The organism is Sphingopyxis sp., assembly GCF_035686825.1.
Lineage (GTDB): Bacteria > Pseudomonadota > Alphaproteobacteria > Sphingomonadales > Sphingomonadaceae > Sphingopyxis.
Genome location: NZ_DASRYZ010000002.1, coordinates 230,591 through 256,320, shown reverse-complemented (window position 1 = coordinate 256,320; position 25,730 = coordinate 230,591). Strand labels below are relative to the sequence as shown.

The window sequence follows — 25,730 nt, the reverse complement described above, 5'->3', positions numbered from 1 at the left end:
GGCCGGTGATCCGGGCGGCCGCTGCCGTCCGGATCACCGCTTTTCGGCGAGCGCCTTGTCGACGATAGCGGCGCCGACAGGCCCGAGAAAATTGCCGCCGAAGCGGAACAGCAGGAACGCGGCGACGAACAACAGCAGCGGCGCGATGAAGGCGATGACGATCGCCGCGATCACCACCCCGAAGAACAGGAACATAAGGCGGCCGGTCAGTTCGGACTGCCCGTTCGGGCCCAGTTCGATCGTGCGCGGCCCCTTTGCATCCCACCATTTCGCCGTGACGATCGTCTTCCGGTCGCTCGCTCGCGATTGAGACTGCGGGCGTTGCGGGATGCGGGCCGGTCCCTTCCCCCTCGCCTGCTGGCCCCATGGCTGCTTGCGGTTCATCGCGCGCGCGGCCGCCTTCCCGTCGTTCGGCGGTCGCGGCGCGGTGCGCTGCGGCGCCGGGGCGGCTTCGGCAAGGTCGAGGATCGTCTCGGCACGGGCCGGAGCAGCCTGCGCCGCGGGCTGGACTGGCTCAATCCCCATGCGGCGATCATGCGCATCCATCCGCTCGGCCGCGGTCGGCGGAATCTGGCCGGTTTCGCGGTCGATCACCACCAACCGCCCGCCGCGCTCGACGACCGAAAAACGGCTGGGGGGCGGGCGGTCAACCAATACCGAATTGTTCCTTGAGCGCGAGCATGGCGAGCGCGGCCTTGGCCGCTTCGCCGCCCTTATCCTTGCGCGTCTTGTCGGCGCGCGCAAGCGCCTGTTCCTCATTCTCAACGGTCAGGATGCCGTTGCCGATCGCGAGCCCGTCGAGCGTCAACGCCATGATGCCGCGCGCGCTTTCGTTCGACACAACCTCGAAATGATAGGTTTCGCCCCGGATCACGACGCCCAATGCGACATAGGCGTCGTAACGCCCACTGTCGGCGGCGAGCGAGATCGCCGCGGGCACTTCGAGCGCGCCCGGAACCGTCACCGTTTCGTGGCTATGCCCCTCGCCCTCGAGCGCGCTGCGCACGCCGTCGAGCAGCATATCATTGAGGTGCGAATAGAAGCGGGCTTCGACGATCAGAACATGTGCCATAACGGCCTCCTTAGATGGATGGGAAGAGATGGGGAAGCAGGAGAAGCAGCGCCCCCGCCGCGATCAGGACGGCGGCGGTCAGGCTGTGCAGCGTGACGCGCTCCTTCATCCAGAACCACGCGATCAGCAGGCTGACGAGGATACATGTTTCGCGCAGCGCGCTGACGACGGCGACGGGAGCGTAACGCAGCGCGACAAGCGTCGATCCGAAACTGACGATCGCGAGCGATCCGGCCGCGATTCCCGGCCGCAGATTGTTTCGCATGCGCGCGAAAGCCGAGGGGCCGGCCGACGCGCGGAACTGGATCGTCAAAGCTATTCCGGTGGCGAAAAAGAACCAGCAGAGAAACGGAAAGACCCCGTCGCTCGCCCGCATCCCGCCCGCATCGACGACGGTGTAAGCGGCGGTCAGAACCCCCGCTCCCAGCGCGGCGATCAACCCTTTCGTGCCGATGCGCCCGCCCGCCGACAGCGAGAATATGCCCGCGCAGATCGCGGCCACGCCCAATATCTCTCCGACACCGGGCGTTTCGGCAAACAGCAGCGCGCCGGCGACCGTCGCGACGAGCGGCGCGGTTCCCCGTGCGATCGGGAAGGCGACCGAAAAATCGTTGAGCGTGTACGACCGCGTCAGCACCAGCGAATAGAGGCTGTGCAAGGTCACGGCGCCGGCCAGCCAGGGCAGTATCGCCGGAGCCGGCGCGCCGATGAATGCCAGGGGAATGGCCGCTGCCGCAGCCCAGGTGACCCCGCACAGCGCACGAACGGCCTCCTGATCCTCTCCCGACTTGAGTAGCGCATGCGACGAAGCGGTGGTCAGCGCGGCTACGACTGCAAAGCCGATCCCCAGCCCCTCGCTCACCGTCCGATCACGCCTCTCCGGGAATGGGGCGTTCGCCGACGACCGACAGGCCATAGCCTTCGAGGCCGACGATATTGCTGTGGGTGGGGGTGAGCAATTCCATCGCATGGACGCCAAGGTCGGCGAGGATCTGCGCGCCGATGCCGTAGGTGCGAAGGTCCATACCGCCGGTCGGCGGCGGCAGCGCCTCGGCATCGGCCGAGCCGGGGAGCGGGCGCATCAGCATCACGATCACCCCCGCGCCGGCTTCGCCGATCGCGTCCATCGACCGCTGGAGGCGGCGTTTCTTGGGGCCCGGGCGGCCCATGATGTCGTCGAACAGCGACACCGGGTGCATCCGCACCAGCGTCACGCCCGCGGGATCGACCGGGCCCTTTTGCAGCACCAGATTGACGCTGCCGTCGATCTTGTTGCGATAGGATTTGAGCCGCCAGTCGCCGCCATAATCCGATTCGAACGGATCGTCGGACACGCATTCGATCAGCCGGTCGCTGCGATTGCGATAGGCGATGAGGTCGGCGATCGTCCCGATCTTGAGCCCGTGGCGCCGCGCGAAGGGGATGAGATCGTCGAGCCGCGCCATCGTGCCGTCGTCGTTCATGATCTCGCAGATCACGCCCGAGGGATTGAGGCCCGCGAGGCGCGCGATGTCGACCGACGCCTCGGTATGGCCGGCGCGCACGAGCACGCCGCCGTCGCGCGCGATCAACGGAAAGATATGGCCCGGCGTCACGATGTCGTCGCGAGTCTTGCCCGCGTCGATGGCCACGGCAACAGTGCGCGCGCGGTCGCCCGCCGAAATGCCCGTCGTCACGCCTTCGCGCGCCTCGATCGAGGTGGTGAAGGCGGTTTCGTGCCGGGTGCCGTTGTTACGGCTCATCAGTTCGAGCCCGAGCGTATCGACGCGCGCCTTCGTCAGCGTCAGGCAGACGAGGCCGCGCCCGTGGGTGACCATGAAGTTGATCGCGTCGGGGGTCGCCATCTGCGCGGGGATGACGAGGTCGCCCTCATTCTCGCGGTCCTCGTCGTCGACGAGGATGAACATGCGCCCGTTGCGCGCTTCGGCGATGATCTCTTCGGGGCTCGCCATCGGCGACAGGTCGCTGCCGTTCGCGAGCCAGTTTTCGAGCTTGCGCAGCGTTTCGGCGGTGGGGTTCCAGCCGGGCGAATCGAGGTCGCGCAGGCTGTTGGCGTGGAGACCCGCGGCGCGAGCGAGTCCCGAGCGGGACATGGTCCCGTCGTCGACGATGGCGCGGATGCGATCGATGAGCATTGTGGACATGACCGGCATGTCTCACATCATAATGTGATTGTCAATCCGCCTATCACATTGCTCTGATCATTGCGGGCCGAAGGTCGGGCCGTACTCGCGCGCGGGTGCCTCCTCCGTCTTGGCTTCGAGCAGCGCGAGAATGCGTCCGCTGCGATCGTTGCGCTTGGCATAGTCGCGCGCCGACATGCCCGCGATATGATCGGCCTTGTCGGGATTGGCGCCGCGCTTGACGAGCAGGCGGACCATCGCGACATTCTTCGCTTGGACCGCGAGAATCAGCGCGGTTTCGCCGCGCCGGTTGGTCTGATCGACGGGCGCCTTGCGGTCGAGCAGCGCTTCGGCGCCGTCGGTGAAGTTGATGAGCGCCGTGTGCATCAAGGGGGTCACGTCCTGACGGTCGCCGATCGACGGATCGGCGCCCTTGGAGAGCAGGAAGCGCAGCCAGCTGATGTCGCGCCGCTTGGCGACGATGATCAGCGCGGTTTCGCCGGTGTCGGGATTGCGCGTGTTGACGAACGAGGGGTCATCCTTCAGCGCCTCGGTCGCCTTGGTCCCGTCGCGATTTTCGACCGCCTGCAGAAAGGCATAACCGCCGCGGAATTGCGCCTGCGCGGGGAGGGCCAGACCCGCAACCGCGAGCAGCGTGAGGAACAAGGAGGCGAGGCGGAATTCCGCGCGTCGAAACATGATCGGGCGACCCCTGGGGCAATTTGTCCATCGCGCGCCGCGACGACAATGGTTGATTTTCGAAGGCTAGCCGACCAAGGCTGGCCACATGATGAATATCGCAAATATGGGACAAAGGCTTGTCCGTGCAAGCCTGATCCTCGCTTTCGGCGCCGCGCTCGCGGGATGCAACGGCGCGGGCGAAGGCGCGCCCGCCAAGCCGCCGCTCGAAGGCGCGCGGATCGGCGGCGCTTTCACGCTGACCGACCAGAATGGCAAAACCGTCCGCGACAGCGATTTCGCCGGCCAATATCGCCTCGTCTATTTCGGCTACAGCTTCTGTCCCGACATCTGCCCGGTAGACCTGCAAAAGCTGATGCGCGGCCTGTCGCAGTTCGAAAAGGCTGACGCCGCGCGTGGCGCCAAGGTCGCGCCGCTGTTTATCACCGTCGATCCCGAGCGCGATACGCCCGAGGCCTTGAAGCCCTTTGTCGCACGCTATCACCCACGCCTGCTCGGTCTTACCGGCACCCCCGAACAGATCGCGAGTGTCGCGAAAGCCTTTGTCGTCACCTATAACAAGGTGCCGGGCTCGGCGCCCGACCGCTATCTGATGGCGCACAGCCAGCTCGCCTTTCTGATGGATCCCGACGGCAAGCCGCTCGCGCTGCTGCCGCTCGACGACCCCTCGACCGATGTCGACGAGGGCGCGCCGGCCAAGGTCGCCGCCGAGCTGGCGAAGTGGGTGAAATGATGGCGGGGGGCGCGATCGTCGAGCGCCCCTTTTGGGAAGCGCCGCTCGCCAGCCTCGACGCCGGGCAATGGGAGGCGCTGTGCGACGGCTGCGGCAAATGCTGCCTGCACAAGCTGGAAGACGAGGATACGGGCCGCATCTATCCCACCAATGTCGCGTGCCGCCTGCTCGACCTTACGACCGCGCGCTGCGGCGACTACAAGCATCGCCGCCGCCACGTTCCCGACTGCCTGACGCTGACCAGGGCCAAGGTCGAAGATCTCGAATGGCTGCCGCAGAGCTGCGCCTATCGGCTGCGCGCCGAGGGCGGGCCACTGCCCGACTGGCATTATCTCGTTTGCGGCGACCGCGACGCGGTGCACCGTGCGGGGCAGTCGATCGTCGGCTGGACGGTCGGCGAGGACGTCGCGGGGCCGCTCGAGAATCATCTTGTCGAACGCGTCGTTTGATCCGTCGGCCGACCGGCCGCACATCCGGGTCGGCGACGAAGCCTGGCCGGTGCGCGTCGTGCGCCATGCGCAGTCGCGCCGCTACCGCCTCGTCTTCGACGGTGCGCGCGGCGAGCTACGGCTGACGGTGCCGCGCCGCGCCAGCGAGCACGCCGCGCTGACATGGGCGGGCGAACAGCAAGCGTGGCTCGCCGAACAGCTCGGCAAAGCGGTGGTGCCGATCCTCGTCCAGCCGGGCGCGGCGCTGCCCTTTCGCGGGATCGAGCGCCATGTCGACTGGGCGCCCGCCGCGCCGCGCGCGATCCGCCTCGATGGCGAACGGCTCCACGTGGGCGGTCCGCTCGAGACGCTCGGACGGCGCATCGAACGCTGGCTCAAGACGCAGGCGCTCGAGCTGATGGAGCGCGAGAGCCGCGAAATCGCCGCCGCCGCGGGGCTCGCGGTCGGCCGTGTGGGGGTCGGCGATCCGCGCAGCCGCTGGGGCAGCTGCACCCATGATGGCGACCTCCGCTACAGCTGGCGGCTGATCTTGGCGCCCGATCATGTCCGGCGCGCGACCGTCGCGCACGAGGTCGCGCATCTTCGCCATATGGACCATGGCGCGGCGTTCCACGCGCTCGTCGATCAACTGCACGACGGCGATGTCGCGGCGGCGCGCGGCTGGCTGCGCCGCGAAGGGCGCGGGCTCCACCGCTACCGCTTCACGGCCTGACTTTAGTCAGAAGGGTCCGACGGCGGGCGCTGTTGCGGCGGCCGCGCCGGCGGCGGCACGACCTTCGGCACCGTGACGATTCTGGGCTGGCCGCCGTTCTTCGGCGCCGCGCCATTGGGGGGCGGTGCGCCATTCTCGGCGGGCGGCCGCCGCCCGGTCTGCTCCTCGATCCATTGCTGGTCGAGCACGGGCCCTTCGTCGGCCGGCGGCGGCATCGGCCCCGTCATTTCGGGGGGCCGGCTGTCATAGGGGAGCTCGATCGGCATGCCATTCTCGTCGACGAAACCGTCTTCGCCGGGCTCGCCCATATAGGCTTCGTCTTCGTCCTCGAGCTGCCATTCGGGCAGCACGACTTCGGTGTCGAACTGCTCGACCGGGCGCCGCGCGACCGCGACGCGCATATAATCGGCGAAGGCTCTGGCAGGCGCCCGACCGCCCTGCAGCCCGCCGACGGGCTTGGCATCGTCGCGGCCCATCCAGACGCCGGTGGTGATCCCGCTCGAAAATCCGAGGAACCAGCCGTCCTTGTTGCTCGACGTCGTGCCGGTCTTGCCCGCGACGGGGCGGCCGATCTGCGCCGCCCGGCCGGTGCCGGTGTTCACCGCAGTTTGCAAAAGATCGGTGATCCCGGCGGCCACCCAATGATCGACGAGTGTGGTCCCGCGCTCGGCGGGACGCTGGTAGAGCAGTTCGCCGCCGGCCGTCGTCACCTTGGTGATGCCATAAGGCTGCACCGACACGCCTCCGCGCGAAACCGCGGCGAAAGCGGCGGTCATGTCGATCACGCGGACCTCGGCGCTGCCGAGCACCATCGAGGGATGGGTGTTGACGGGCGTCGTGATGCCGAAGCGGCGCGCCATGTTCGCGACCGCCGAGAATCCGACTTCGTCGCCGAGCTTCGCCGCGACGGTGTTGACCGAATAGGCGAAGGCGCTGCGCAGATCCATCGTGCCCGCGAAGCGGCCGGACGAATTGCGCGGGCTCCAGCCGTTGATCGTGACGGGCTCGTCGACGACCGGGTCATTGACCTTATAGCCCGCCTCGAGCGCCGCCATATAGACGAACAATTTCCACGCCGATCCCGGCTGGCGCAGCGCCTGCGTCGCGCGGTTGTAGTTGGACGCGACATAATCGCGGCCGCCGACCATGGCGCGCACCGCGCCGTCGCGGTCGAGCGACACCAGTGCGCCCTGCACGCCTTTCGGCGTGTCGGCCTGGATCGCCGCAGTCGCCGCGCGCTGCATGCCGAGGTCGATCGTGGTGTAGACGTCGAGTGCCTCGCTGCCCTCGTCGATCAGCATGTCGAGCTGCGGCAGCGCCCAGTCGCTGAAATAGCGCGCGCTGTTCTGCCCGGTTTCCTTTGCGAGCTGAACGTTGGCGGGCTCGGCGGCGTCGGCTTGCGCCTGCGTGATGACGCCCGCATCGACCATGACGTCGAGCACGACACCGGCGCGGCCGAGCGCGGCCTGCGCGTCGGCGGTGGGCGAATAGCGCGACGGCGCCTTGACGAGCCCGGCGATCACCGCGGCTTCGGACAGCGACATTTCGGTCGCGCTATGGCCGAAGAAGCTGTTCGACGCGGCGTCGATGCCATAGCTGCCGCCACCGAAATAGACCTTGTTCAGATAGAGTTCGAGTATCTCGTCCTTCGAGAATTTCCATTCGAGCGCGAGCGACAGGACCATCTCGCGCATCTTGCGCGCCCAGGTATAGCTGTTCGACAGGAAGATGTTGCGCGCGAGCTGCTGCGTGATCGTCGAGGCGCCCTGCAGTCGGCGGCCGGTGCCGTAATGCTGCGCCGCGAACACCGCGGCGCGCGCCATGCCGACGGGATCGACGCCCGGATGATAGCGAAAGCGCCGGTCCTCGACCGCGACCATCGCATCCTGCATCACCTGCGGCGTTTCCCTGAGGGTCAGCCAGCGGCCGTAATTGGGCCCGAGCGACAGAAAGACCGTGCCGTCGGCGGCGCGGACGCGGATCGTCTGCCCCGCGGGCGATTTCTTGAGTTCTTCGAAGCTCGGCATGCGCTGCACCGCGATGCCGACCGCAACGCCGAGCGCGACGAGGCCGACGACGGCGAGGCCGAGGCCCCAGCGAAGGGCGCGGCGCAGCCACACGCGCCAGCGCGGCGGCTCACCACGGGGCGTGCCGCTGCGCTTGCTGGACGATGACGATTTATTCGACGAAGCTTGCTGTCTTTCGCGGCGCAAAGCCCGTATTCCTTCCCTCGCGTCGCCCCTGATGCGTCAGTAGCGAGGGCGTGTCAGCCTTCGCCGGTTGACGCCTCATCCTGCCCGCGGTCCGCGAAGTCAAGCGCCGCGCTGTTGATGCAATAGCGCAGGCCCTCCGGTCCGGGGCCGTCGGGGAAGACATGGCCTAGGTGGCCTTCGCACTTGGCGCAGCGCACTTCGGTGCGGACCATGCCGTGGCTCGCGTCGCGATGTTCGCTCACCGCGGAGCTCCCGGCGGGCGCGGTATAGCTCGGCCAGCCCGACCCGCTGTCATATTTGGTGTGGCTGTCGAAGAGCGGCGCGCCACATCCGGCGCAATGATAGACGCCATCGCCCTTGTGGTCGGTATATTTGCCGGTGAACGCGCGTTCGGTGCCGCCTTCGCGCAGCACATGATGCGCCATCGGATCGAGCGTCTTTTCGGTTTTCGGGTCGGTCATGGAGAATCTCCTTCCGACGGGCCATTTCATTCCCGTCGCTGTTGGTCACAATATCGGCGCGGCGCCCCGTTCTCGCAAGGGGGTGAGCGGTCAGCGGGGCTCGATCCGCGTCGCCGCTGACATCATTCGTACCAAAGCCGGAAAAAGTGACGCCATGCTCGTCATGGCTCCCGCCGTGCGCCGATTTTCGCCCATCCGCCAGACGAGATTGGCGAGTGCGAAGGGGCGCGTCATCGTCGCCGCGAGGCGCTTCTGATATGCGGGTGCCGCATCGCCGCCACCGTCACACCACGCAGCGGCAGCAGCCGCGGCGCTCGCGAGGGCAAGCCCCATGCCTTCGCCCGCAAGGCTGGGGATTACCCCCGCCTGATCGCCGAGCCGGAACAGGCCGGGCACGCTTTCGGCGGTTCGCCAGCCATAAGGGACGTGGCCGATCGCATCGACGTCTTGCGACCAGTCGGCGTGCGCCAGCCGCTCGCCAAGGTGCGGCAACGCGCTACCCAAGGTGCGAAGCAGGGCGGCCGGATCGCCGTTCGCTTCGTCGAGCCGCGATTTATGGACCGCGAGGCACAGATTGCCGCCACCGTCCTCCTGCCGCACCAGCCCGGCATAGCCGCGATCGAACAGATGCAGCTCGACCGCATCGCCGACCAGCCGGGCGAGCGCGGGATGCGCGGGCAGCCGCAGCCGCAACCCCATGACGGGATCGCCGCGCTGCCATCCGGCGGGGTCGCGCGGGAAACCGCGAAAGCCGTGCTTGCCGGTCGCAAGGAAGATCGAGGGCGCCGCCAGCGTCGCGCCATCGCGCGTCTGCACCGCGCCGTCCTCGAGCGCCGTCGCATGGACGCCGCGTTCGAGGCCCGCGCCTGCGGCGACCGCGGCCGCCTGCAACAAGCCGTCGAGCCGGCGGCGCGACACCCCTATGGCTTCGCCCGGCAGCATCGTTTCGCTTCGCCGCTCGCCCGCGAACAGGCGCACGAAGCGAACCGATTGCCCGCCGAGCGACGCCCGGTCGATTCCGAGCGCATCGAGCCGCGCCAGCGTCCGCCAGCTCAGGAAACCGCCGCACAGCGCATCGCCCGTTTCGCGCGCGCGGTCGAGCAATAAGGGCTTTGCACCTGCGCGTGCAAGCCCGACCGCCGCCGCCGACCCGGCGGGCCCGGCGCCGACGACGATCGCGTCGTTCACCGGATACGCTCGACGCAAAGGCGATAGGGGAAGCTGCGAAAGATGCGGCATTCGCTCGCCACATCGGGCAGCGCCTCCGCCAGCATCGCCGTCCATTCGGCGCGGCGGAAACTGCGCCCGACCGATAGTTGCCCGTCGCGCCGCACGATAGGATCGACGAACGCCAGAGTGGCGAGCACGGGATAGCCGACGAAGGGCAGGCGCCGGCGGTGGAGGTCGTTGACCAGCCAGCCGCGCGCCGCCTCGCCTTCCATGAAATGCAGAAATTCGGTGCGCTGCGCGGGCGTCATATGGTGGCTGACGAGGCTCGACAGGATGATGTCCCACCCCTGCCCCGCCAGATCGCGGTAATCGCCGGTGATGAGCCGCGCCCGGTCGCCGAGCCGCGCACGCGCGACGGCCTCGCTCTTCGGGTTGAGGTCGACCCCGGCGAGATCGAGCGCGACGCCGCGGCGTTCGCCCCAGCGCGCGATCCGCGCGAGCATGTCGCCCGCGCCGAAGCCGATGTCGAGGATGCGCCACGGCCGCGTTCCCGTGCCGCTTGTTTCCATGCCGCGCGCGCGCACCCGGCCCAGAAACCCCAGCGTCGGCCGCGGCGCCAGCGTCAGCACGTTGATCCGCGACAGGTCGGCGAGCACGCGCGCATAGCGATCGGGCGGCAGGTCGGCGGCGTCCATTTCCTCCTCGCGCGCGATCGGGACACGAAGGCTGGCGAAGGGGTTCATGCCCGGAACCGGATCGCCTCGGCGGCGAGGCCGGGGCCGAAGGCGATCGCGACGCCCTCGCCGCTCGCTCCGCGCGCCATCATGTCGGCGAGCACGAAAAGGATCGTCGCCGACGACATATTGCCGAACCGCGCCAGCACCGCCCGGCTGTCGGCGAGCGCTTCCGCCGGAACGGCGAGCGCGTGTTCGACCGCGTCGAGCACCGAGCGGCCGCCGGCGTGGACCGCGAGCAGCGGCGGCGCGCCGGCATCGCCGAACAGCTCGTGTTGCACATCCGGGTCCGCCAACGCCTCGCGCAGCCGCCCCGGCACCTCACCCGACAATATCATCTCGAAGCCCTTGTCGCCGATGTCCCAGCGGATCAGATCTTCGCTGTCCTTGAGCGCGAGGCTGCGGCCCTCACCCAGTTCGAGTCCGCGCGGCGCGGCCGAGACGATCCCCGCCGCCGCGCCATCGCTGAATTGCAGCATCATCAGCAGCGGCTCGGCCTCGTCGGCGGGCGCGAGGTGCAGCGTCGACAGCTCGACGCTGACCACCAGCACGACGGCGCCGGGTTCGGACCGCACGATGTGCCGCGCGGTGCGCAGCGCGGTGACCCCGGCATAACAGCCCATGAAGCCGATCAGCACGCGTTCGACGGTTGCGGACAGCCCCAGCCGCCGCGCGAGAATCTGGTCGATCCCGGGCGCGACGAAACCGGTGCAGCTCGCGACGACCAGATGGGTGATCCGCGCCGGATCGAGCGCGTCGCCCAATGCCGCGACCGCCTGCATCGCGAGGTCTGGCGCATGCTCCGCATAGGCGGCCATGCGGACCGATGTCGGCGGCAATCCGGGAACGTCGTAGAAGCCGCCCGCCGCGACCGGCGACCCGCCCCCCGGGGTCGGCGGCAGCACCGACCAGCGATGGTCGATCCCCGAGCGCGCCGCCATCCGCGTAAAGAGCGCGCGCACGCGCTCGTCGCCGAGCCGCGGCGCCGCCCAATCAATGAAGGCCCGATGGATGTCATGCCCCGGAACCGCGGTGGCGAGGGCATTCAGGTGGGGGAGCGGGGGCGTGGTCATCGCGCAGGTGTGGCCGAAAAGCGGAGGACAGACCAGCGATTAGCGCCCGGCCCACTTTACCCCGGATTAACCACGGCCGGGCTATGCGGGCGGGCGTGAAAATGCGTCTTTTCTTCGGCCTCGCCCTGGCCCTTGGCGGCGCGCCCGTCATTGCGGCGCCGTGCCTGCTCTGCGCGCAGGACAAATCGGGCGGCGCCGCGCCTCGCGCGACCGAAACGCCGCTGCGCGTCGAAGTCGAAACCCGGCTCGATATGGGCCGCGTAGCCGTCGGCGCGATGGGCGGCGAGGTCGAGCTCGATCCGGTGTCGGGCGCGCGCCGGGTGCGCGGCGATGTCGTCGATCTGGGCGGCTACGCGCTGAGCGGCGTCGTGACCGTGCGCGGCGCGCCGGGCGCCGAAGTGCGCGTGATCCTGCCGGCGAGCGTCGACCTGGAGGGGGGCCATGGCCGCACCGCACGGGTCACCGGCCTTGTCACCGACCTGTCGGCGGCGCCGCGCCTTGGCGCCGACGGCCGGTTGCAGTTCCGCTTCGGCGGCCGCTTGCAGGTCGCGGCGCTCGACGATGGGAATTATCGTGGGCGGATTCCGGTGACGGTGGAGTATCAGTAGGGCGAAGGTCGGCTTTGGGGGTGGTGAGCGGACGTTCCACATAACCGTCGCCCCCGCGAAGGCGGGGGCCGCTAGCGGCCTTACTCGGCGGCGCCCGCGTAAACCGACAGCGGCCCCCGCCTTCGCGGGGGCGACGGCTGATTTCCGCCGCTAGCGGACCTTCAACCCCGCGCGCCGAACAGCGCCGTCCCGACGCGCACATGCGTCGCGCCGAGCATCACCGCACTCTCATAATCGCCGCTCATCCCCATCGAGCGCAGCGGCAGGCCGTGGCGTTCGGCGAGTTCGTCGAGCAGCGCGAAAAAGGGCGCGGGCTCGATATCGGCGGGCGGGATCGCCATCAGGCCGTCGATCGTCAGCCCCGCTTCCGTGGCTTCGGCGAGCAGCGCGGGCAGGTCGGCGACGGCGCAGCCGCCCTTTTGCTCCTCGTCGCCGATATTGACCTGCACGAACAGCTGCGGTTGCCGGCCCGCCTTGGCGCACGCCTTGGCGAGCGCCTGCACCAGCGACGCGCGGTCGACCGAGTGGATCGCGTCGAACAGCCCTACCGCTTCTTCGGCCTTGTTCGATTGCAGCTGACCGATCAGGTGCAGCATGATGCCGGGCGTTTCGGCGCGCAGTTCGGGCCATTTGGCGGCCGCTTCCTGCACCCGGTTCTCGCCGAAATGGCGCTGACCCGCCGCGATCAGCGGGCGGATCGTCGGCGCGTCGTGCGTCTTCGACACCGCGATCAGGCAGATCGCGCAGGCCTCGCGCTGCGCGCGCTTCGCCGCGTCGGCGATATGTCCTTGCACTTCGGCCAGCCGCTCTGCTGCTTCGCTCATCGTCTCGCTTTCATACCGCGCGTTGCACGCGCTCGCGACGCGCCTATAGAAAGCGCGATGCGCCCGCGCCACCCCTTGCCCCTCCAAATTCCGATGCGATGGCTGTTCAGCGACGAGCGGACGCGGACCGGTCCTGTCGCGCTCGCCGCGCTGTTGCCGCCCGGCAGCGGCGTCATTTTCCGGCACGACGGGCTGGCGTCCGGGGCCCGCTGGCGCCTGCTCCGGCGGCTGATGCGCACCGCGAGGGCGCGGGGGCTCGTTGTCCTGCTTGCGGGATCTCCCGATATGGCGCGGCGCTGGGGCGCCGACGGCGTCCACCTGCGCCAGCGCGACGCCGACCGGGCGAAGCAGGCGCGCCGGCTCGGGCTGCTGGTGACGATGCCGGTCCATGACGTGCCCGAGGCGCGCCGCGCGCGCCGGGCCGGGCCCGGCGCCGTCTTCATCTCGCCGCTTTATCCGACCCGCTCGCATCCCGGGGGCTCGGCGCTCGGCCGGGCGGCCTGGCTGCGGCTCGCGCGCCTCACAGCGGCGACGCCGGTCGCGCTCGGCGGAATGACCGAGGCGCGGGCGCGCCGACTAAAGCTGGCGAGCGGAAGCGCGCACGGCTGGGCTGCGGTCGATGCCTGGGATGAAAAGGCGGCGAAGCGCCGGGCGCGTCAGAAGCGGAACGCGGTTCCGATATAGACCGCCTGGCTGTCGCGGCGCGAATCGGTGAGCGGTTCGACGCGGTCGTCGCTCCGGTACCGGACGCCCGCGGTCACATCGATATTCTTGGTCAGGCGATAGCTGCTGACGACATCGACGGCGGACGCCTCGCCGGGAGCGGTGACGCGATCGGTTGCCCCGCTCGGGTCGCTTGGGCGGTTCACCATACGCGTGGCGAAGCGTGACTTTTTCTCGTCCTGTTCGGGCGCCTTGGCGACCGGCAGGTTGCGAAGATCGGTACCGCGCGGCAGCGACGGCGTGACGAATTTTTCGAAGCCGACCGACGCGCCGAGATTATATTTGACCGGCGCGATCGCGACCGGCGCGGTGCGGCCCGCCGCCAGCGCCGAGGTGCGCGCGGCGCTCGTCGCATCGTCGCGGGCGCGAATCACGACGGTGATCGCGCGGTTCTGACGGGCCCTGTCGGTCAGGGCGGGCGTGAAGCTGAAGTTGCCGCGCTGTTCGGCCGACATCTTGTTATAGCGCGCGATCAGCCTTTCGTCGCCCGACGCCGGGGTGAACTGGCCCAGCAAGGTTTCCGAAAGCGCGGTGTCGCGAATGCGGTCGGCGTTCGACATCGCAGCGAGGGCCGGCGGCAGCGCAAGCGAAGCCACCGCCAAAGCGGTGAGACCTGCTTTCCAAAAATGTCGCGATGTCCGCGCCATTGCTCTGCGACTCCAACCCCAATCGACTCGTCAAATAGGACCGCCGGTCCGATAATACCAGCGAATCCCGCCAAATTGTTGCAACGATTCCGCTTTTTGCAAAAATTGTTGCGCGATCGTCACAGTGCGGATCGAATCTGACCAGAATCTGAATGATGTCGCGGCGGGAATTGCCGCGCTTGCAGGGTGGCGGCAAGGGCGATAGAGACGCTGGCAATTCCGTTATGCGCGGCCGATTTTCTTACGTTCGGGCGGGCTCAAAAAGATAAGGTGTTATCGGCATGTCCCAGCTTTCTGTCCTTGCCACGATCGGTCGCCGTCCGGCCACGCTCGCGCTGCTCGGACTTGCGGCGCTCGGCCTTTCAGCGTGCGCGGGCAAAGAACGGCCGCGCGCCGACCTCGCCGCCAGCCAGGTGACGACGATCGGTGTGAACAGCTATCTGTGGCGCGCCTCGCTCGACGCGCTGTCGTTCATGCCGCTGCTCCAAGCCGACAGCGCGGGCGGCGTCGTGATCACCGACTGGTACGCGAATCCGTCGAACCCGGGCGAGCGGATGAAGGTCACCGTGTCGATCCTCGACCAGGACCTGCGCGCCGACGCGCTGCGCATCGCGGCGTCGCGGCAGGTGTCGCAGGGCGGCGCCTGGGTCGATGCGCCGGTGCAGGCGGCCACCGTGCAGAAGCTCGAGGAAATCATCCTCACCCGCGCGCGCGACCTGCGCCGCAGCGCCATCAGGGACTAATCCGGCGGCGCGCGTCCGCGCGCCCACACAGACTAACGGGGTAACCGACGAATGACCCGCGAAACGCGCTTTGGCGCCCTCGCCGCCGATGCCCGCTGGCAAGCGGCGTGGGAGGCGGCGAACAGCTTTGCCACGACCGATACGGTGGATAAGCCGAAAGCCTATATCCTCGAGATGTTCCCCTATCCCTCGGGGCGCATCCATATGGGGCATGTGCGCAACTATGCGATGGGCGATGTGCTCGCGCGGTTCAAGCGGATGACCGGGCACGACGTCCTGCATCCGATGGGCTGGGACGCCTTTGGCATGCCCGCCGAAAATGCCGCGATGGAAAAGGGCGTGCATCCGGGCGGCTGGACGCGCGACAATATCGCCTCGATGCGCGGCCAGCTCAAGCGCCTCGGCCTCGCGATCGACTGGGGCCGCGAACTCGCGACCTGCGAACCCGACTATTATGGGCAGGAACAGGCCTTGTTCCTCGACCTGTTCGCCGCAGGGCTCGTCACGCGCAAGCACAGCTACGTCAACTGGGACCCCGTCGACATGACCGTGCTCGCGAACGAGCAGGTGATCGACGGGCGCGGCTGGCGCTCGGGCGCGCTCGTCGAAAAGAAGAAATTGTCGCAGTGGTTCCTCAAGATCACCGACTTCGCCGAGGAGTTGCTCGAAGGATTGGGCAGCCTCGACAACTGGCCCGACAAGGTCCGGCTGATGCAGGAGAACTGGATCGGCAAGTCGCAGGGGCTCGAATTCAGCTTCAAGCTCGCCGGCGGCGCGGTCGGCTTCGACGTCTTCACGACGCGCCCCGACACACTGTTCGGCGCGAGCTTCGCGGCGATTTCGCCCGACCATCCGCTCGCCGAACGCCTCGCCAAGGACTCGCCCGAGCTTGCCGCCTTCATCGAGGAGTGCCGCCGTCAGGGGACCGCCGCCGAGCAGCTCGACACCGCCGAGAAGATGGGTTTCGACACCGGAATTTCGGTCGAGCATCCGCTCGACCCCGATTGGCATCTGCCCGTCTGGGTCGTGAACTATGTGCTGATGGATTATGGCACCGGCGCGATCTTCGGCTGTCCCGCGCACGACCAGCGCGACCTCGACTTCGCGCATAAATATGAGCTTCCCGTCTACCGCGTGATCGCCGACGGCGACGAGACCGAACAGCATTTCACCGGGACCGAGGCCTACACCGGCCCCGGCCGCCTCGTGAACAGCCACTTTCTCGACGGCATGACGATCGACGAAGCCAAGGCGGCCGTCATCGCGCGCGCCGAGCATGAGGGCTGGGGCAAGGGCACCACCGTGTGGCGCCTGCGCGACTGGGGCGTCTCGCGCCAGCGTTACTGGGGCACGCCGATCCCGTTCATCCATTGTGCCGCCTGCGGCATGGTGCCGGTTCCCAAGAGCCAGCTGCCCGTCGTGCTGCCCGAGGACGCCGATTTCTCGGTCCCCGGCAATCCGCTCGACCGCCATCCGACGTGGAAGCATGTCCCATGCCCGTCGTGCGGCGGCGAGGCGCAACGCGAGACCGATACGCTCGATACCTTCGTCGATTCGTCGTGGTATTTCCTGCGCTTCGCGTCGGCGCCGAGTGACAAGCCTTTCGACCCCGAGGTCATTCGCCGCTGGCTGCCCGTCGACCAATATATCGGCGGCATCGAGCATGCGATCCTTCACCTGCTCTATGCGCGCTTCTGGACGCGCGCGCTCAAGCATATGGGGATGATCGACATCGCCGAGCCCTTCGCGAGCCTGTTCACCCAGGGCATGGTGACGCACGAGACCTATAGCCGCAGCCAGGGCGAAGGCTTGCCGCCGCTCTTCTTCACTCCCGACGAGGTCGATCGCGGCGCCGAGAGCGCGACGCTGACCGCCGACGGCGCCGCCGTCGAGATCGGCCGCGTGATCAAGATGTCGAAGTCCAAGAAGAATGTCGTCGATCCCGACGCCATCCTCGACCAATATGGCGCCGACGCGGCGCGCTGGTTCATGCTGTCCGACAGCCCGCCCGAGCGCGATCTACCGTGGAGCGAGGCGGGCATCGAGGGCGCGTGGCGCTTCGTCCAGCGGTTATGGCGCCTGTTCGGCGATACCGGAAATGTCGGCGACGGCGGCGAAGACAAGGCACTCGCGCGCAAGCTGCATCAGGCGATCGCGGGCGTCGCGGCCGACATCGAATCGCTCGGTTTCAACAAGGCGGTCGCGAAAATTCACGCGCTCGCGAACGAGATCGAGAAGGCACCGCCCTCGGCGACGCGTGCCGAGGCGTGCCGCACTTTGATCCTGCTCGTCGCGCCGATGATGCCGCACCTCGCCGAAGAGGCATGGGCGGCGTTGCCGGCAAGCCAGCGCACAACGCCGATGATCGCCGAGGCCGCGTGGCCCGCCGCCGATCCAGCACTGCTCGTCGATGACGAGGTGACAATCGCGATTCAGATGGCGGGTAAGCTGCGCGATACGATGACGATCGCCAAGGGCCTCGACAAGGACGCCACCGAAGCGGCGGCACTCGCGCGCCCGCGTATCGTCGAGCTGCTCGCCGGCGCGACGCCGAAGAAGGTGATTGTGGTGCCCGACCGTTTGGTGAATATCGTACCCTGATATGCGCGCCCTTCTGACCTCCTCGCTCGTCGCCGCTTCGCTGATGCTCGGCGGGTGCGGGCTGCGTCCGCTTTATGCAAATGGCAGCAAGGGGGCGGTCGCACAGATACTCGCCGACGTCGATGTCGCGCCGATCGAGGGGCATGAAGGCTGGCTCGTCCGCAACGCGCTCCGCGACCGGTTGCAAGCGACGCAGGGCGGCGAGGGCGCGGGCAAGCGCCTCCGCCTCGACGTCCGGCTCGAGGATTCGATCACCGGCTTCGGCGTCCGCGCCGATGATACGGTGACGCGCGAGCGCCGGACGCTGCGCGCGCGCTATCAACTCGTCGATTCGGCGTCGGGCGCGGTGCTGCTCGACGCAACCGCGGCGCAGGACGCCGGGATCGATGTCGTCGGCAGCGAATATGCGACGATCGCCGCCGAATCGACCGCGCTCGAACGGCTCGCCTCGGGCGTCGCCGACCAGATCGTCGCGCGGCTCGCGGTCTATGCGAACCGCGGCGGCGGTCAGCCGGGGGCGGTGCTCGCACCCGCCGTGCCCGCGCCCGCCGGGCAATGAAGAGCGTCAAGCCCGCCGACCTCGAACGCCAGACGCGCCTCGATCCCGCGGTTCGCTTCACCCTCCTGACGGGCCCCGACGAAGCGACGATGGAAGCCGTCGCGGCTCGCCTGATCGGCCTTGCCGGCAAGGAGGCCGAGCGGCTCGACCTGACCGGATCGCAGCTGTCGCAAGACCCCTCGCTGCTCGCCGCCGAAGCGGCGTCGATGTCGCTCTTTTCGCCCGCGCGCATCATCAAGCTCGAACTGACCGGTAGCGGCGACGACAGCCTCGCCGCGGTCGAGGCGCTGCTCGCCGCCGAAACCGCGATCAACCCGGTCGTCGCGACGGGCGCCTCGGTCACCGCCAAATCGAAGCTCGTCAAGCTGGTCGAGGGGTCGGACCATGCCGTCGCGGCGATCTGTTACCAGCCCGACCGGCGCGCGCTCGTCGGCATCGCGATGGCGGCGGCGCAGGAGCAGGGGCTGCGTATCGCCAACAGCGAGGCGCAATTGCTCGTCGACCTCGTCTCGGGCGATCAGGCGCTGATGCGCCGCGAGATCGAAAAGATCGCGCTCTACCTCGACGCCGGGCCCGACCGCCAGCGGCAGGTCACGGCCGCCGACATCGCCGCGCTCGGCGCCGCGACGCACGAAGAAGATGTCAGCGAATGCATCAACGTCGCGCTCGGCGGCAAGGTGCGCGATCTGCCCGAGATGCTGGCCAACGCGGCGGCGGTCGGCGTCGCCGAAATCCGCATCATCCGCGCGCTCGCGATCCGGGCGCTGGCACTGGCGCGGCTGCGCGCCGAAGTCGATGGCGGCGCGCATCCGGCGACCGTCGTCTCGGCGCGATCGAGCGGCATTTTCTGGAAGGAACGCGACGCGGTGACCGCGCAGCTGCATATCTGGGATTCGGTGCGCATCGCGCGGCTGATGAGCCGCCTGCTCGACTGCGAGCGCGCGCTCAAGGCGTCGGGCACCGCGGGCGGTGTGCTGTTCCGCAAGTTGATGACCGATATCGCCCATCAGGCTGCGCGGGCGCGCTAGCCCCGCTCCGAACGAAGAGGCGGCGCGGAGCTCGCGCGCCGGGCCGCCTCGACAATGGTTCCAGTGGAAACCATCGCCCCCCGCCCGTGCCGAATAGCCGTGGGTCGCAGAAGCCGACGGCCGGAACGAAGCTCGGAAAATCAGTCGTCTATTTCAGGTCCCCGCCAAGCCCCATCCTCTGGCGTCACGCCCGATTCTCCTTGCACGCCCCCCGTTCGGAGCAGGCAGCGCAACTATGAAGCAGCGGCAGCCCATAAAATTGTAAGAACCCGACAGAACACCGCTTCGGGACATTGTTTTTCATGCGTTTTGCGCGCTAAAATGAAACAACATGGCGCACCGCGACGCATCTCCCGCCAGCCCGCGTGTCGCGACGCGCTTCTTTCCCTTGTCGGAACCGCTGCGCCCCTATCTCAGCACCATCTATCTGAGCGAGGTCCGCGTCGCCGACGGTTCGCGGGTCGAGGATTATCTGCACCCGGAATGGGCGAACCTTCGATTTGTCGATGGCGATCCGCCGCTCGCGGCGATCGGCGGCGGGCACGCCCTCGAAACGCCGCGCTTCGTCGTTACCGGGCCGACGAGCCAGGCGACCTATTTCGCGGCGGGCAATATGCGGACCTGGGGCATCGGCGTGCTGCCGATGGGATGGGCAAAATTCGTTCCGCTGCCCGCCGACGCGCTCGCCGACCGGCTCTGCGACGGGAGCGCGCATCCCGCCTTTGCCCGATTCGCGCTGCTGGCCGAGCGGTTGCGGCGAACCAACGACGTCGATGCCGCAGCCGCTCTGATCGACGCCCATTTCCGCGCGCTGCTCGCCGATGCGCCGCCCGACGATCCCGCCATTCTCGCCGCGCATCGCGCGCTCGTCGACGATGATTTGTCGAGCGTCGCCGACCTTTCGGCGAAGCTCGGTCTTTCCGAACGCTCGATCGAGCGATTGAGCCACCGCGCCTTCGGCTTTTCGCCAAAGCTGCTGCTGCGCCGCCAACGCTTCCTGCGCAGCCTCGCGCGCTTCATGCTCGATCCGTCGATGGCGTGGATCGATACGATGGACCATCAATATTATGATCAGGCGCAGTTCACCCGCGATTTTCAGCGTTTCATGGGGATGAGCCCGCGCGACTATGCGGCGCGACCCAAGCCGATATTGGGCGCCGCGGCGTTCGCGCGGGCGGCGGCGGCGGGCGCGGCAGTGCAGGGGCTCCACAAACCGACAGGATAGACCGTTTTCCGCCAACAGGCTTGACCCGCGCGGCGGGTTCGGTGCAAGCGGCGGACGACGGACGCGCGGGTAGCCGCCTATCCACGGAACCACGGAAACATGAGGCTGGCGGCGACTTCGCCGCCGGAACAGGACGAATGACGATGAGCGATATCGAAGCCATCCAGACCCAGCTCTTGGGCGACATCGAAGCCGCGGCCGATGCGGGTGCGGTCGAGGCGCTGCGCGTCGCCACGCTCGGCAAGGCGGGCAGCATCACCGCGCTGCTCAAGACGCTCGGCGGCATGACCCCCGAGGAACGGCAGGCGCAGGGTCCCGCGATCCACGGCCTGCGCGAAACGGTCACGGCCGCGCTCGCGGCGCGCAAGGCGGTGCTCGACGCGGCGGCGCTCGACTTCAAACTCGCCGCCGAAGCGATCGACATGACGCTGCCGGCCGACGCGAGCCCGCGTGGTAGCGTGCACCCGGTGAGCCAGGTGATGGACGAGCTCGCCGAAATCTTCGCCGACATGGGCTTCGCGGTCGCGACGGGCCCCGAGATCGAGGACGACTGGCGCAACTTCACCGCACTCAACATTCCCGAGACGCATCCGGCGCGCGCGATGCACGATACCTTCTATTTCCCTTCGCAGATGAACGACGCCGAAGGCCGCGCGATGCTGCTGCGCACGCATACCTCGCCGGTGCAGGTCCGGACGATGATGTCGCAGGAGCCGCCGATCCGCATCATCGCGCCCGGCCGCGTCTATCGCAGCGACAGCGACGCGACACACACGCCGATGTTCCATCAGGTCGAAGGCCTCGTCATCGACCGCGGCATCCATATGGGGCATCTCAAGTGGACGCTCGAGACCTTCCTCAAGGCCTATTTCGAGCGCGACGACATCGTGCTCCGCCTGCGACCTAGCTACTTCCCCTTCACCGAACCCTCGGCCGAGGTCGATGTCGGCTATAAACAGGAAAAGGGCCGCCGCATCGTCGGCGGCAACGGCGACGATGCGGGCCATGCGTGGATGGAACTGCTCGGCAGCGGCATGGTCAACCGCCGCGTGATCGCGAACTGCGGGCTCGATCCCGATGAATGGCAGGGCTTCGCCTTCGGGGTCGGCGTCGACCGGCTCGCGATGCTCAAATATGGCATGGACGATTTGCGCGCCTTCTTCGACGGCGACCTCAGGTGGCTGTCGCATTACGGGTTCGGCGCGCTGTCGGTGCCGACGCTGAGCGGGGGGATTTCGGCATGAAGATCACCCTCGACTGGCTCCGCGAACATCTCGAAGGCGACTATTCGGTCGCCGATGTCGTCGCGACGCTCAATCGCATCGGCCACGAGGTCGAAGGCGTCGAAAACCCCGCCGAGAAGCTCGCGGGTTTCCGCGTCGCCAAGGTGCTCACCGCCGAAAAGCATCCGCAGGCCGACAAGCTGCAGGTGCTGACCGTCGATACGGGCGACGGTAGCGCGCCGCTCACCGTCGTGTGCGGCGCCCCCAACGCGCGCGCGGGACTGGTCGGCGTACTCGGGCTGCCCGGTGCGGTCGTGCCGGCGAACGGCATGGAGCTGAAGGTCGCCGCGGTGCGCGGGGTCGAATCGAACGGCATGATGTGCTCGACGCGCGAACTCGAACTGGGCGACGACCATGACGGGATCATCGAGCTGCCCGCCGACGCGCCGGTCGGCACGCCCTTCGCCGACTATAGCGGAGCGAATGACCCGGTGGTCGACATATCGATCACCCCGAACCGGCAGGACTGCATGGGTGTGCGCGGGATCGCGCGCGACCTCGCCGCCGCCGGGCTCGGCACGCTGAAGCCGCTCGACGTCCCGACGGTCACCGGCGAGGGCGCGCCCGCGACCGAAATCCGCACCGACGATGTCGAAGCCTGCCCCGCCTTCTTCGGCCGCACGGTCAGCGGCGTCACCAACGGCAGCGCCCCCGAATGGATGCGCCGCCGATTGGAAGCCGTCGGCCAGCGGTCGATCTCGGCGCTCGTCGACATCAGCAATTATGTGATGTTCGACCTTGGTCGTCCGAGTCATATCTACGACCGCGCCAAGCTGACCGGCGCGCTCGTCGCGCGGCGCGCCAAGGATGGCGAAACCGTCACGGCGCTCAACGGCAAGGAATACACGCTCACCGACACGATGACGGTGATCGCCGACGAACGCGAGGTCCACGACATCGCGGGCATCATGGGCGGCGAGCATTCGGGGTGCAGCGAGACGACGACCGACGTGCTGATCGAGGTCGCCTATTTCACCCCCGAAAACATCGCGCTCACCGGACAGGCGCTCGGCCTGTCGAGCGACGCGCGCAGCCGCTTCGAGCGCGGGGTCGACCCCGCATTCCTCGACGATGCGACCGCGATCGTCACCGCGCATATCCTCGCCATCTGCGGCGGCACGCCGTCGGCGGTGACGCGCGCGGGCACGCCGCCCGCCGAGGTGAAGGTGATCGATTACGACCCCGCGCTGTCGGCGACGCTCGGCGGCATCGCGATCGCGCCCGAGCGGCAGAAGGACATCCTCGCCGCGCTCGGTTTCGCGGTGATCGAACAGGGCGGCCGCTGGCAGGTGTCGGTGCCGAGCTGGCGCCGCGACATGGACGGCGCGCCCGACGTCGTCGAGGAAGTCACGCGCATCACCGGTTTCGACGCGATCGCGTCGGTGCCGCTGCCGCGCGCCGATGGCGTGGCCAAGCCGACCGCCACGCCCGAACAGATGGTCGAGCGCCGCCTGCGCCGCGCCGCGGCGGCCGCCGGGTTCGACGAGGCGGTGACTTGGTCGTTCATCAGCGAGGCCGACGCCGCGCCCTTCGGCGGCGGCGCGTGGAGTCTCGCCAATCCGATCAGCGAAGATTTGAAGGTCATGCGCCCGTCGCTGCTGCCCGGCCTGCTCACCGCGGCGGCGCGCAACCAGAATCGCGGCGCGGAGAGCATCCGCCTGTTCGAGATCGGGCGGCGCTATCTTTCCGACGCCGAACATCCGACGCTGGCGATCCTGATGGCGGGCGACAAAAGCGGGCGCGGCTGGCAGGCGGGCAAAGCCGCGCCCTTCGACGCGTTCGACGCCAAGGCCGCGGCACTGGCGCTGCTCGACGCGGCGGGGGCGCCCGCCGACCGGTTGCAGGTGATGGAAGCCGTGACGGACGGCAACATCTGGCATCCCGGCCAGTCGGCGACCTTGCGGCTCGGTCCCAAGGCGGTGCTCGCCGAGTTCGGCGCGCTCCACCCCGCGCTGGCCCGCGCTTTCGACGTCGATGGCCCGGTGATCGCGGTGCAAATCTTCCTCGATGCGATCCCAGCGAAGCGCGCGAGCGGCCCGGCGCGCGCCGCCTTCGCGCCCCCGGCATTGCAATCGGTGCGCCGCGACTTCGCCTTCCTCGCGCCCGCGGGGCTGACCGCGGCCGAGCTGGTGCGCGCGATCCGCGGCGCCGACAAGGCGAACGTCGTCGATGCGCGGCTGTTCGACCGCTTCGCGGGCGCAGGCGTTCCCGAAGGGCAGGTGAGCCTGGCGGTCGAAGTCGAGCTGCAACCGCAAGAGAAAAGCTTCACCGATGCCGAGTTGAAGGCGATCGCCGACAAGGTGGTCGCCGCGGCGGCGAAGGTCGGAGCGACGCTGCGCGGCTGATGACCGGGTCGGCGGGATGAAAGGGAGAGTTTGATATGGACACCCGCCACCTCGTCGATCGCGAGATCGCGCCGATCATCGATCTGTTTCCCCGCGTCGACCTCGACGCGGCGCCGATAGCGCAGATTCGGGCGAAAGCGGCGGAGACCTATTCCTTCCTGCCGCCACCCGTCATCGCGCCCGAAAAGCTGATCGTGCCGTCGATCCACGGCGGCCCCGACATCATGGTCTTCCTATATCGCCCCGCCGCGCCGCGGCCGGGGAGCGGCGCGATCCTGCATATCCATGGCGGCGGCATGGTGCTGGGATCGGTCGAACAGATGCAGGTGGGGCCCGCCGCGCTGGCGGCGGCCGCGGGCGTGCCGGTCGTGTCGGTCGAATATCGCCTCGCCCCCGAACATCCCTTTCCCGCGCCGCAGGAAGATTGCCATTCGGCGCTGAGCTGGCTCGCGGGGCAGGCCGACGCGCTCGGCGTCGACGCGCGCCGGATCGTCGTCGCAGGCGAGAGCGCGGGCGGCGGGCTCGCCGCTGCGCTCGCGATCATGGCGCGCGACCTCGGCGGACCCGCGATCGCCGGCCAGCTGCTGACCTATCCGATGCTCGATCACCGGACGGGCGGCGACGCCTGCCCATATGCCAATCCCGCGACCGGCGAATTCATCTGGACGCGCGCGAGCAACCGCTTCGGCTGGCGCGCGCTGCAGGCCGACTACAAGGCCGACGACGCGCGGCGCGGCTGGTTTTCGCCGAGCCTCGCCGAGGATCTGACGGGCCTGCCCCCCGCCTATATCGCGACGGGCAGTCTCGACCTCTTTTTCGACGAAAATCTCGACTATGCGCGGCGGCTCGTCGCGGCGGGCGTACCCGTCGATCTGCACAGCTATGCCGGCGCGATCCATGCCTTCAACGCGATTCCCGATGCGGCCTTGTCGCAGCGCTTCAACGGCGGGCTGCTCGCGGCGGCGGCGGCGATGACGGGGCCGGCGGGCGACTGACCCCAAAGCTGTCGGCCGCCGCGCGTCGCACCGCCGCTCTATGGCGTCGGCGCCGCAGGATCCTATATCTCTGGCAACGACGGAGAATCGCGCATGGCCGGGCAAAGCCAGTATCAGCTTTTCGAAACCGCCGCCGGGATCGCGGCGATCGGCTGGGCGGACGCAGGCGTCACCGCGCTGCGGCTGCCCGCGCCGGCCGCCTCCGAAACCGAGCGCGCGATGCTGCGCCGCCTGCCCGGCGCGCTTCGCGCCGCGCCGCCCGCCGGAATCGCGGCAGTCATCGACGCCGCGACCCGCTATTTTGCTGGCGAACGCATCGAATTTTTCACAGTGGCCGTCGATCCGGGCGAGCAGCCGCCCTTCTTCGCGCGCGTCTATGACCATGTGCGCATGCTCGGCTGGGGCGAGACGACGACTTATGGCGCTGTCGCGCGCGCGCTCGATGCCGGTCCCGAACAGGCCCGCGCGGTCGGGCAGGCGATGGCGACCAATCCCGTGCCGCTGATCATCCCCTGCCACCGCGTCATGGCCGCGGGCGGCGGAATCGGCGGATTCTCCGCGCCGGGCGGCTCGCAATCCAAGGCGCGCATGCTCGAACTCGAAGGCGTGCCGCTTCCCCCCGTCCAGCAGGGGTTCGATTTCTAGAGCAGATTATTTTGACTGATCGTCATCCCGGCGAAAAGGGAAAGCGGTGTTTCAGTCTGACCCGA

Annotated in this window: 26 protein-coding genes; 14 read left to right on the top strand and 12 right to left on the bottom strand. The window is 68.5% G+C overall.

Annotated elements, in window-relative coordinates; all coding sequences use genetic code 11:
* Positions 1-33: 33 nt before the first annotated feature.
* The 5 genes from VFG17_RS02475 to VFG17_RS02455 are packed head-to-tail and all read right to left on the bottom strand — an operon-like array spanning position 34 to position 3,894.
* On the bottom strand, positions 34-654 hold the full coding sequence (locus VFG17_RS02475; RefSeq protein WP_325027883.1) for a hypothetical protein: 621 nt from the start codon (positions 652-654) through the stop codon (positions 34-36).
* Positions 647-1,072 (bottom strand): 6,7-dimethyl-8-ribityllumazine synthase, encoded by a 426-nt coding sequence (gene ribH, locus VFG17_RS02470; RefSeq protein ID WP_037556122.1) that lies wholly within the window; start codon positions 1,070-1,072, stop codon positions 647-649. The genes VFG17_RS02475 and ribH overlap by 8 nt, the downstream gene beginning before the upstream one ends.
* A 10-nt stretch (positions 1,073-1,082) precedes the next feature.
* The gene (locus VFG17_RS02465; protein WP_325027882.1) at positions 1,083-1,934 is read right to left on the bottom strand and encodes an EamA family transporter; all 852 of its coding nucleotides are present in this window, start codon (positions 1,932-1,934) and stop codon (positions 1,083-1,085) included.
* A gap of 7 nt (positions 1,935-1,941) precedes the next feature.
* A complete protein-coding gene (ribB, locus tag VFG17_RS02460; RefSeq protein WP_325027881.1) occupies positions 1,942-3,216 on the bottom strand; it encodes a 3,4-dihydroxy-2-butanone-4-phosphate synthase in 1,275 nt (424 codons plus the stop codon).
* 57 nt (positions 3,217-3,273) lie between these two features.
* Complete coding sequence (locus VFG17_RS02455; protein ID WP_325027880.1) at positions 3,274-3,894, bottom strand: ankyrin repeat domain-containing protein; 621 nt, start codon at positions 3,892-3,894, stop codon at positions 3,274-3,276.
* A gap of 88 nt (positions 3,895-3,982) precedes the next feature.
* On the opposite strand from VFG17_RS02455, the gene VFG17_RS02450 reads away from it, so the two are divergent.
* Genes VFG17_RS02450 through VFG17_RS02440 form a run of 3 tightly spaced genes read left to right on the top strand, consistent with a single transcriptional unit; the run spans position 3,983 to position 5,788 of the window.
* The gene (locus VFG17_RS02450; protein WP_325027879.1) at positions 3,983-4,627 is read left to right on the top strand and encodes an SCO family protein; all 645 of its coding nucleotides are present in this window, start codon (positions 3,983-3,985) and stop codon (positions 4,625-4,627) included.
* A complete protein-coding gene (locus VFG17_RS02445; RefSeq protein WP_325027878.1) occupies positions 4,624-5,076 on the top strand; it encodes a YcgN family cysteine cluster protein in 453 nt (150 codons plus the stop codon). Before VFG17_RS02450 ends, VFG17_RS02445 begins: the two co-directional genes overlap by 4 nt.
* A complete protein-coding gene (locus tag VFG17_RS02440) occupies positions 5,057-5,788 on the top strand; it encodes a M48 family metallopeptidase (RefSeq protein ID WP_325027877.1) in 732 nt (243 codons plus the stop codon). The genes VFG17_RS02445 and VFG17_RS02440 overlap by 20 nt, the downstream gene beginning before the upstream one ends.
* 2 nt (positions 5,789-5,790) lie before the next feature.
* Here VFG17_RS02440 and VFG17_RS02435 read toward each other — a convergent pair whose 3' ends face one another.
* The 5 genes from VFG17_RS02435 to VFG17_RS02415 form a co-directional block, all read right to left on the bottom strand.
* Positions 5,791-8,001: a transglycosylase domain-containing protein gene (locus tag VFG17_RS02435; RefSeq protein WP_414712918.1), complete on the bottom strand. Its 2,211-nt coding sequence runs from the start codon at positions 7,999-8,001 to the stop codon at positions 5,791-5,793.
* 53 nt (positions 8,002-8,054) lie between these two features.
* Positions 8,055-8,462, bottom strand: a complete 408-nt coding sequence (gene msrB / locus VFG17_RS02430) for a peptide-methionine (R)-S-oxide reductase MsrB (protein ID WP_325027876.1) — start codon at positions 8,460-8,462, stop codon at positions 8,055-8,057.
* Positions 8,463-8,552: 90 nt separating this feature from the next.
* Complete coding sequence (locus VFG17_RS02425; protein WP_325027875.1) at positions 8,553-9,650, bottom strand: NAD(P)/FAD-dependent oxidoreductase; 1,098 nt, start codon at positions 9,648-9,650, stop codon at positions 8,553-8,555.
* The gene (locus tag VFG17_RS02420; RefSeq protein ID WP_325027874.1) at positions 9,647-10,375 is read right to left on the bottom strand and encodes a methyltransferase domain-containing protein; all 729 of its coding nucleotides are present in this window, start codon (positions 10,373-10,375) and stop codon (positions 9,647-9,649) included. Before VFG17_RS02420 ends, VFG17_RS02425 begins: the two co-directional genes overlap by 4 nt.
* On the bottom strand, positions 10,372-11,439 hold the full coding sequence (locus VFG17_RS02415) for a type III polyketide synthase (RefSeq protein WP_325027873.1): 1,068 nt from the start codon (positions 11,437-11,439) through the stop codon (positions 10,372-10,374). The genes VFG17_RS02420 and VFG17_RS02415 overlap by 4 nt, the downstream gene beginning before the upstream one ends.
* A 101-nt stretch (positions 11,440-11,540) precedes the next feature.
* Between VFG17_RS02415 and VFG17_RS02410 the strand changes: the two genes are divergently transcribed.
* Positions 11,541-12,047 carry a DUF4402 domain-containing protein gene (locus tag VFG17_RS02410; RefSeq protein ID WP_325028293.1) on the top strand — a complete coding sequence of 169 codons (507 nt, stop codon included), beginning with the start codon at positions 11,541-11,543 and terminating at the stop codon, positions 12,045-12,047.
* A 161-nt stretch (positions 12,048-12,208) separates the two neighbouring features.
* On the opposite strand, the gene VFG17_RS02405 is transcribed toward VFG17_RS02410, so the two are convergent.
* Positions 12,209-12,871: a YggS family pyridoxal phosphate-dependent enzyme gene (locus VFG17_RS02405; protein WP_325027872.1), complete on the bottom strand. Its 663-nt coding sequence runs from the start codon at positions 12,869-12,871 to the stop codon at positions 12,209-12,211.
* A gap of 57 nt (positions 12,872-12,928) precedes the next feature.
* On the opposite strand from VFG17_RS02405, the gene VFG17_RS02400 reads away from it, so the two are divergent.
* Positions 12,929-13,555: a thiamine phosphate synthase gene (locus VFG17_RS02400; RefSeq protein WP_325027871.1), complete on the top strand. Its 627-nt coding sequence runs from the start codon at positions 12,929-12,931 to the stop codon at positions 13,553-13,555.
* On the opposite strand, the gene VFG17_RS02395 is transcribed toward VFG17_RS02400, so the two are convergent.
* Positions 13,528-14,190 (bottom strand): hypothetical protein, encoded by a 663-nt coding sequence (locus tag VFG17_RS02395; RefSeq protein WP_325027870.1) that lies wholly within the window; start codon positions 14,188-14,190, stop codon positions 13,528-13,530. The two genes, VFG17_RS02400 and VFG17_RS02395, sit on opposite strands and share 28 nt — an antisense overlap.
* A gap of 332 nt (positions 14,191-14,522) precedes the next feature.
* Between VFG17_RS02395 and VFG17_RS02390 the strand changes: the two genes are divergently transcribed.
* The 9 genes from VFG17_RS02390 (at position 14,523) to VFG17_RS02350 (ending at position 25,665) form a co-directional block, all read left to right on the top strand.
* The gene (locus VFG17_RS02390) at positions 14,523-14,984 is read left to right on the top strand and encodes a DUF3576 domain-containing protein (RefSeq protein WP_325027869.1); all 462 of its coding nucleotides are present in this window, start codon (positions 14,523-14,525) and stop codon (positions 14,982-14,984) included.
* 51 nt (positions 14,985-15,035) lie between these two features.
* The gene (gene leuS / locus VFG17_RS02385; protein WP_325027868.1) at positions 15,036-17,585 is read left to right on the top strand and encodes a leucine--tRNA ligase; all 2,550 of its coding nucleotides are present in this window, start codon (positions 15,036-15,038) and stop codon (positions 17,583-17,585) included.
* Position 17,586: 1 nt separating this feature from the next.
* On the top strand, positions 17,587-18,144 hold the full coding sequence (gene lptE / locus VFG17_RS02380) for an LPS assembly lipoprotein LptE (RefSeq protein WP_325027867.1): 558 nt from the start codon (positions 17,587-17,589) through the stop codon (positions 18,142-18,144).
* Entirely contained in the window at positions 18,141-19,172 is a 1,032-nt protein-coding gene (gene holA / locus VFG17_RS02375; protein ID WP_325027866.1) for a DNA polymerase III subunit delta, read from the top strand. Before lptE ends, holA begins: the two co-directional genes overlap by 4 nt.
* A 331-nt stretch (positions 19,173-19,503) precedes the next feature.
* On the top strand, positions 19,504-20,397 hold the full coding sequence (locus VFG17_RS02370) for a helix-turn-helix domain-containing protein (protein ID WP_325027865.1): 894 nt from the start codon (positions 19,504-19,506) through the stop codon (positions 20,395-20,397).
* A gap of 143 nt (positions 20,398-20,540) precedes the next feature.
* Positions 20,541-21,641: a phenylalanine--tRNA ligase subunit alpha gene (gene pheS, locus VFG17_RS02365; protein WP_325027864.1), complete on the top strand. Its 1,101-nt coding sequence runs from the start codon at positions 20,541-20,543 to the stop codon at positions 21,639-21,641.
* Positions 21,638-24,025, top strand: a complete 2,388-nt coding sequence (pheT, locus tag VFG17_RS02360; RefSeq protein WP_325027863.1) for a phenylalanine--tRNA ligase subunit beta — start codon at positions 21,638-21,640, stop codon at positions 24,023-24,025. Before pheS ends, pheT begins: the two co-directional genes overlap by 4 nt.
* A 35-nt stretch (positions 24,026-24,060) precedes the next feature.
* Positions 24,061-25,020, top strand: coding sequence for an alpha/beta hydrolase (locus VFG17_RS02355; RefSeq protein WP_325027862.1), 960 nt, complete (start codon positions 24,061-24,063; stop codon positions 25,018-25,020).
* Between the two features lie 93 nt (positions 25,021-25,113).
* Positions 25,114-25,665 (top strand): methylated-DNA--[protein]-cysteine S-methyltransferase, encoded by a 552-nt coding sequence (locus VFG17_RS02350; protein WP_325027861.1) that lies wholly within the window; start codon positions 25,114-25,116, stop codon positions 25,663-25,665.
* Positions 25,666-25,730: the final 65 nt, after the last annotated feature.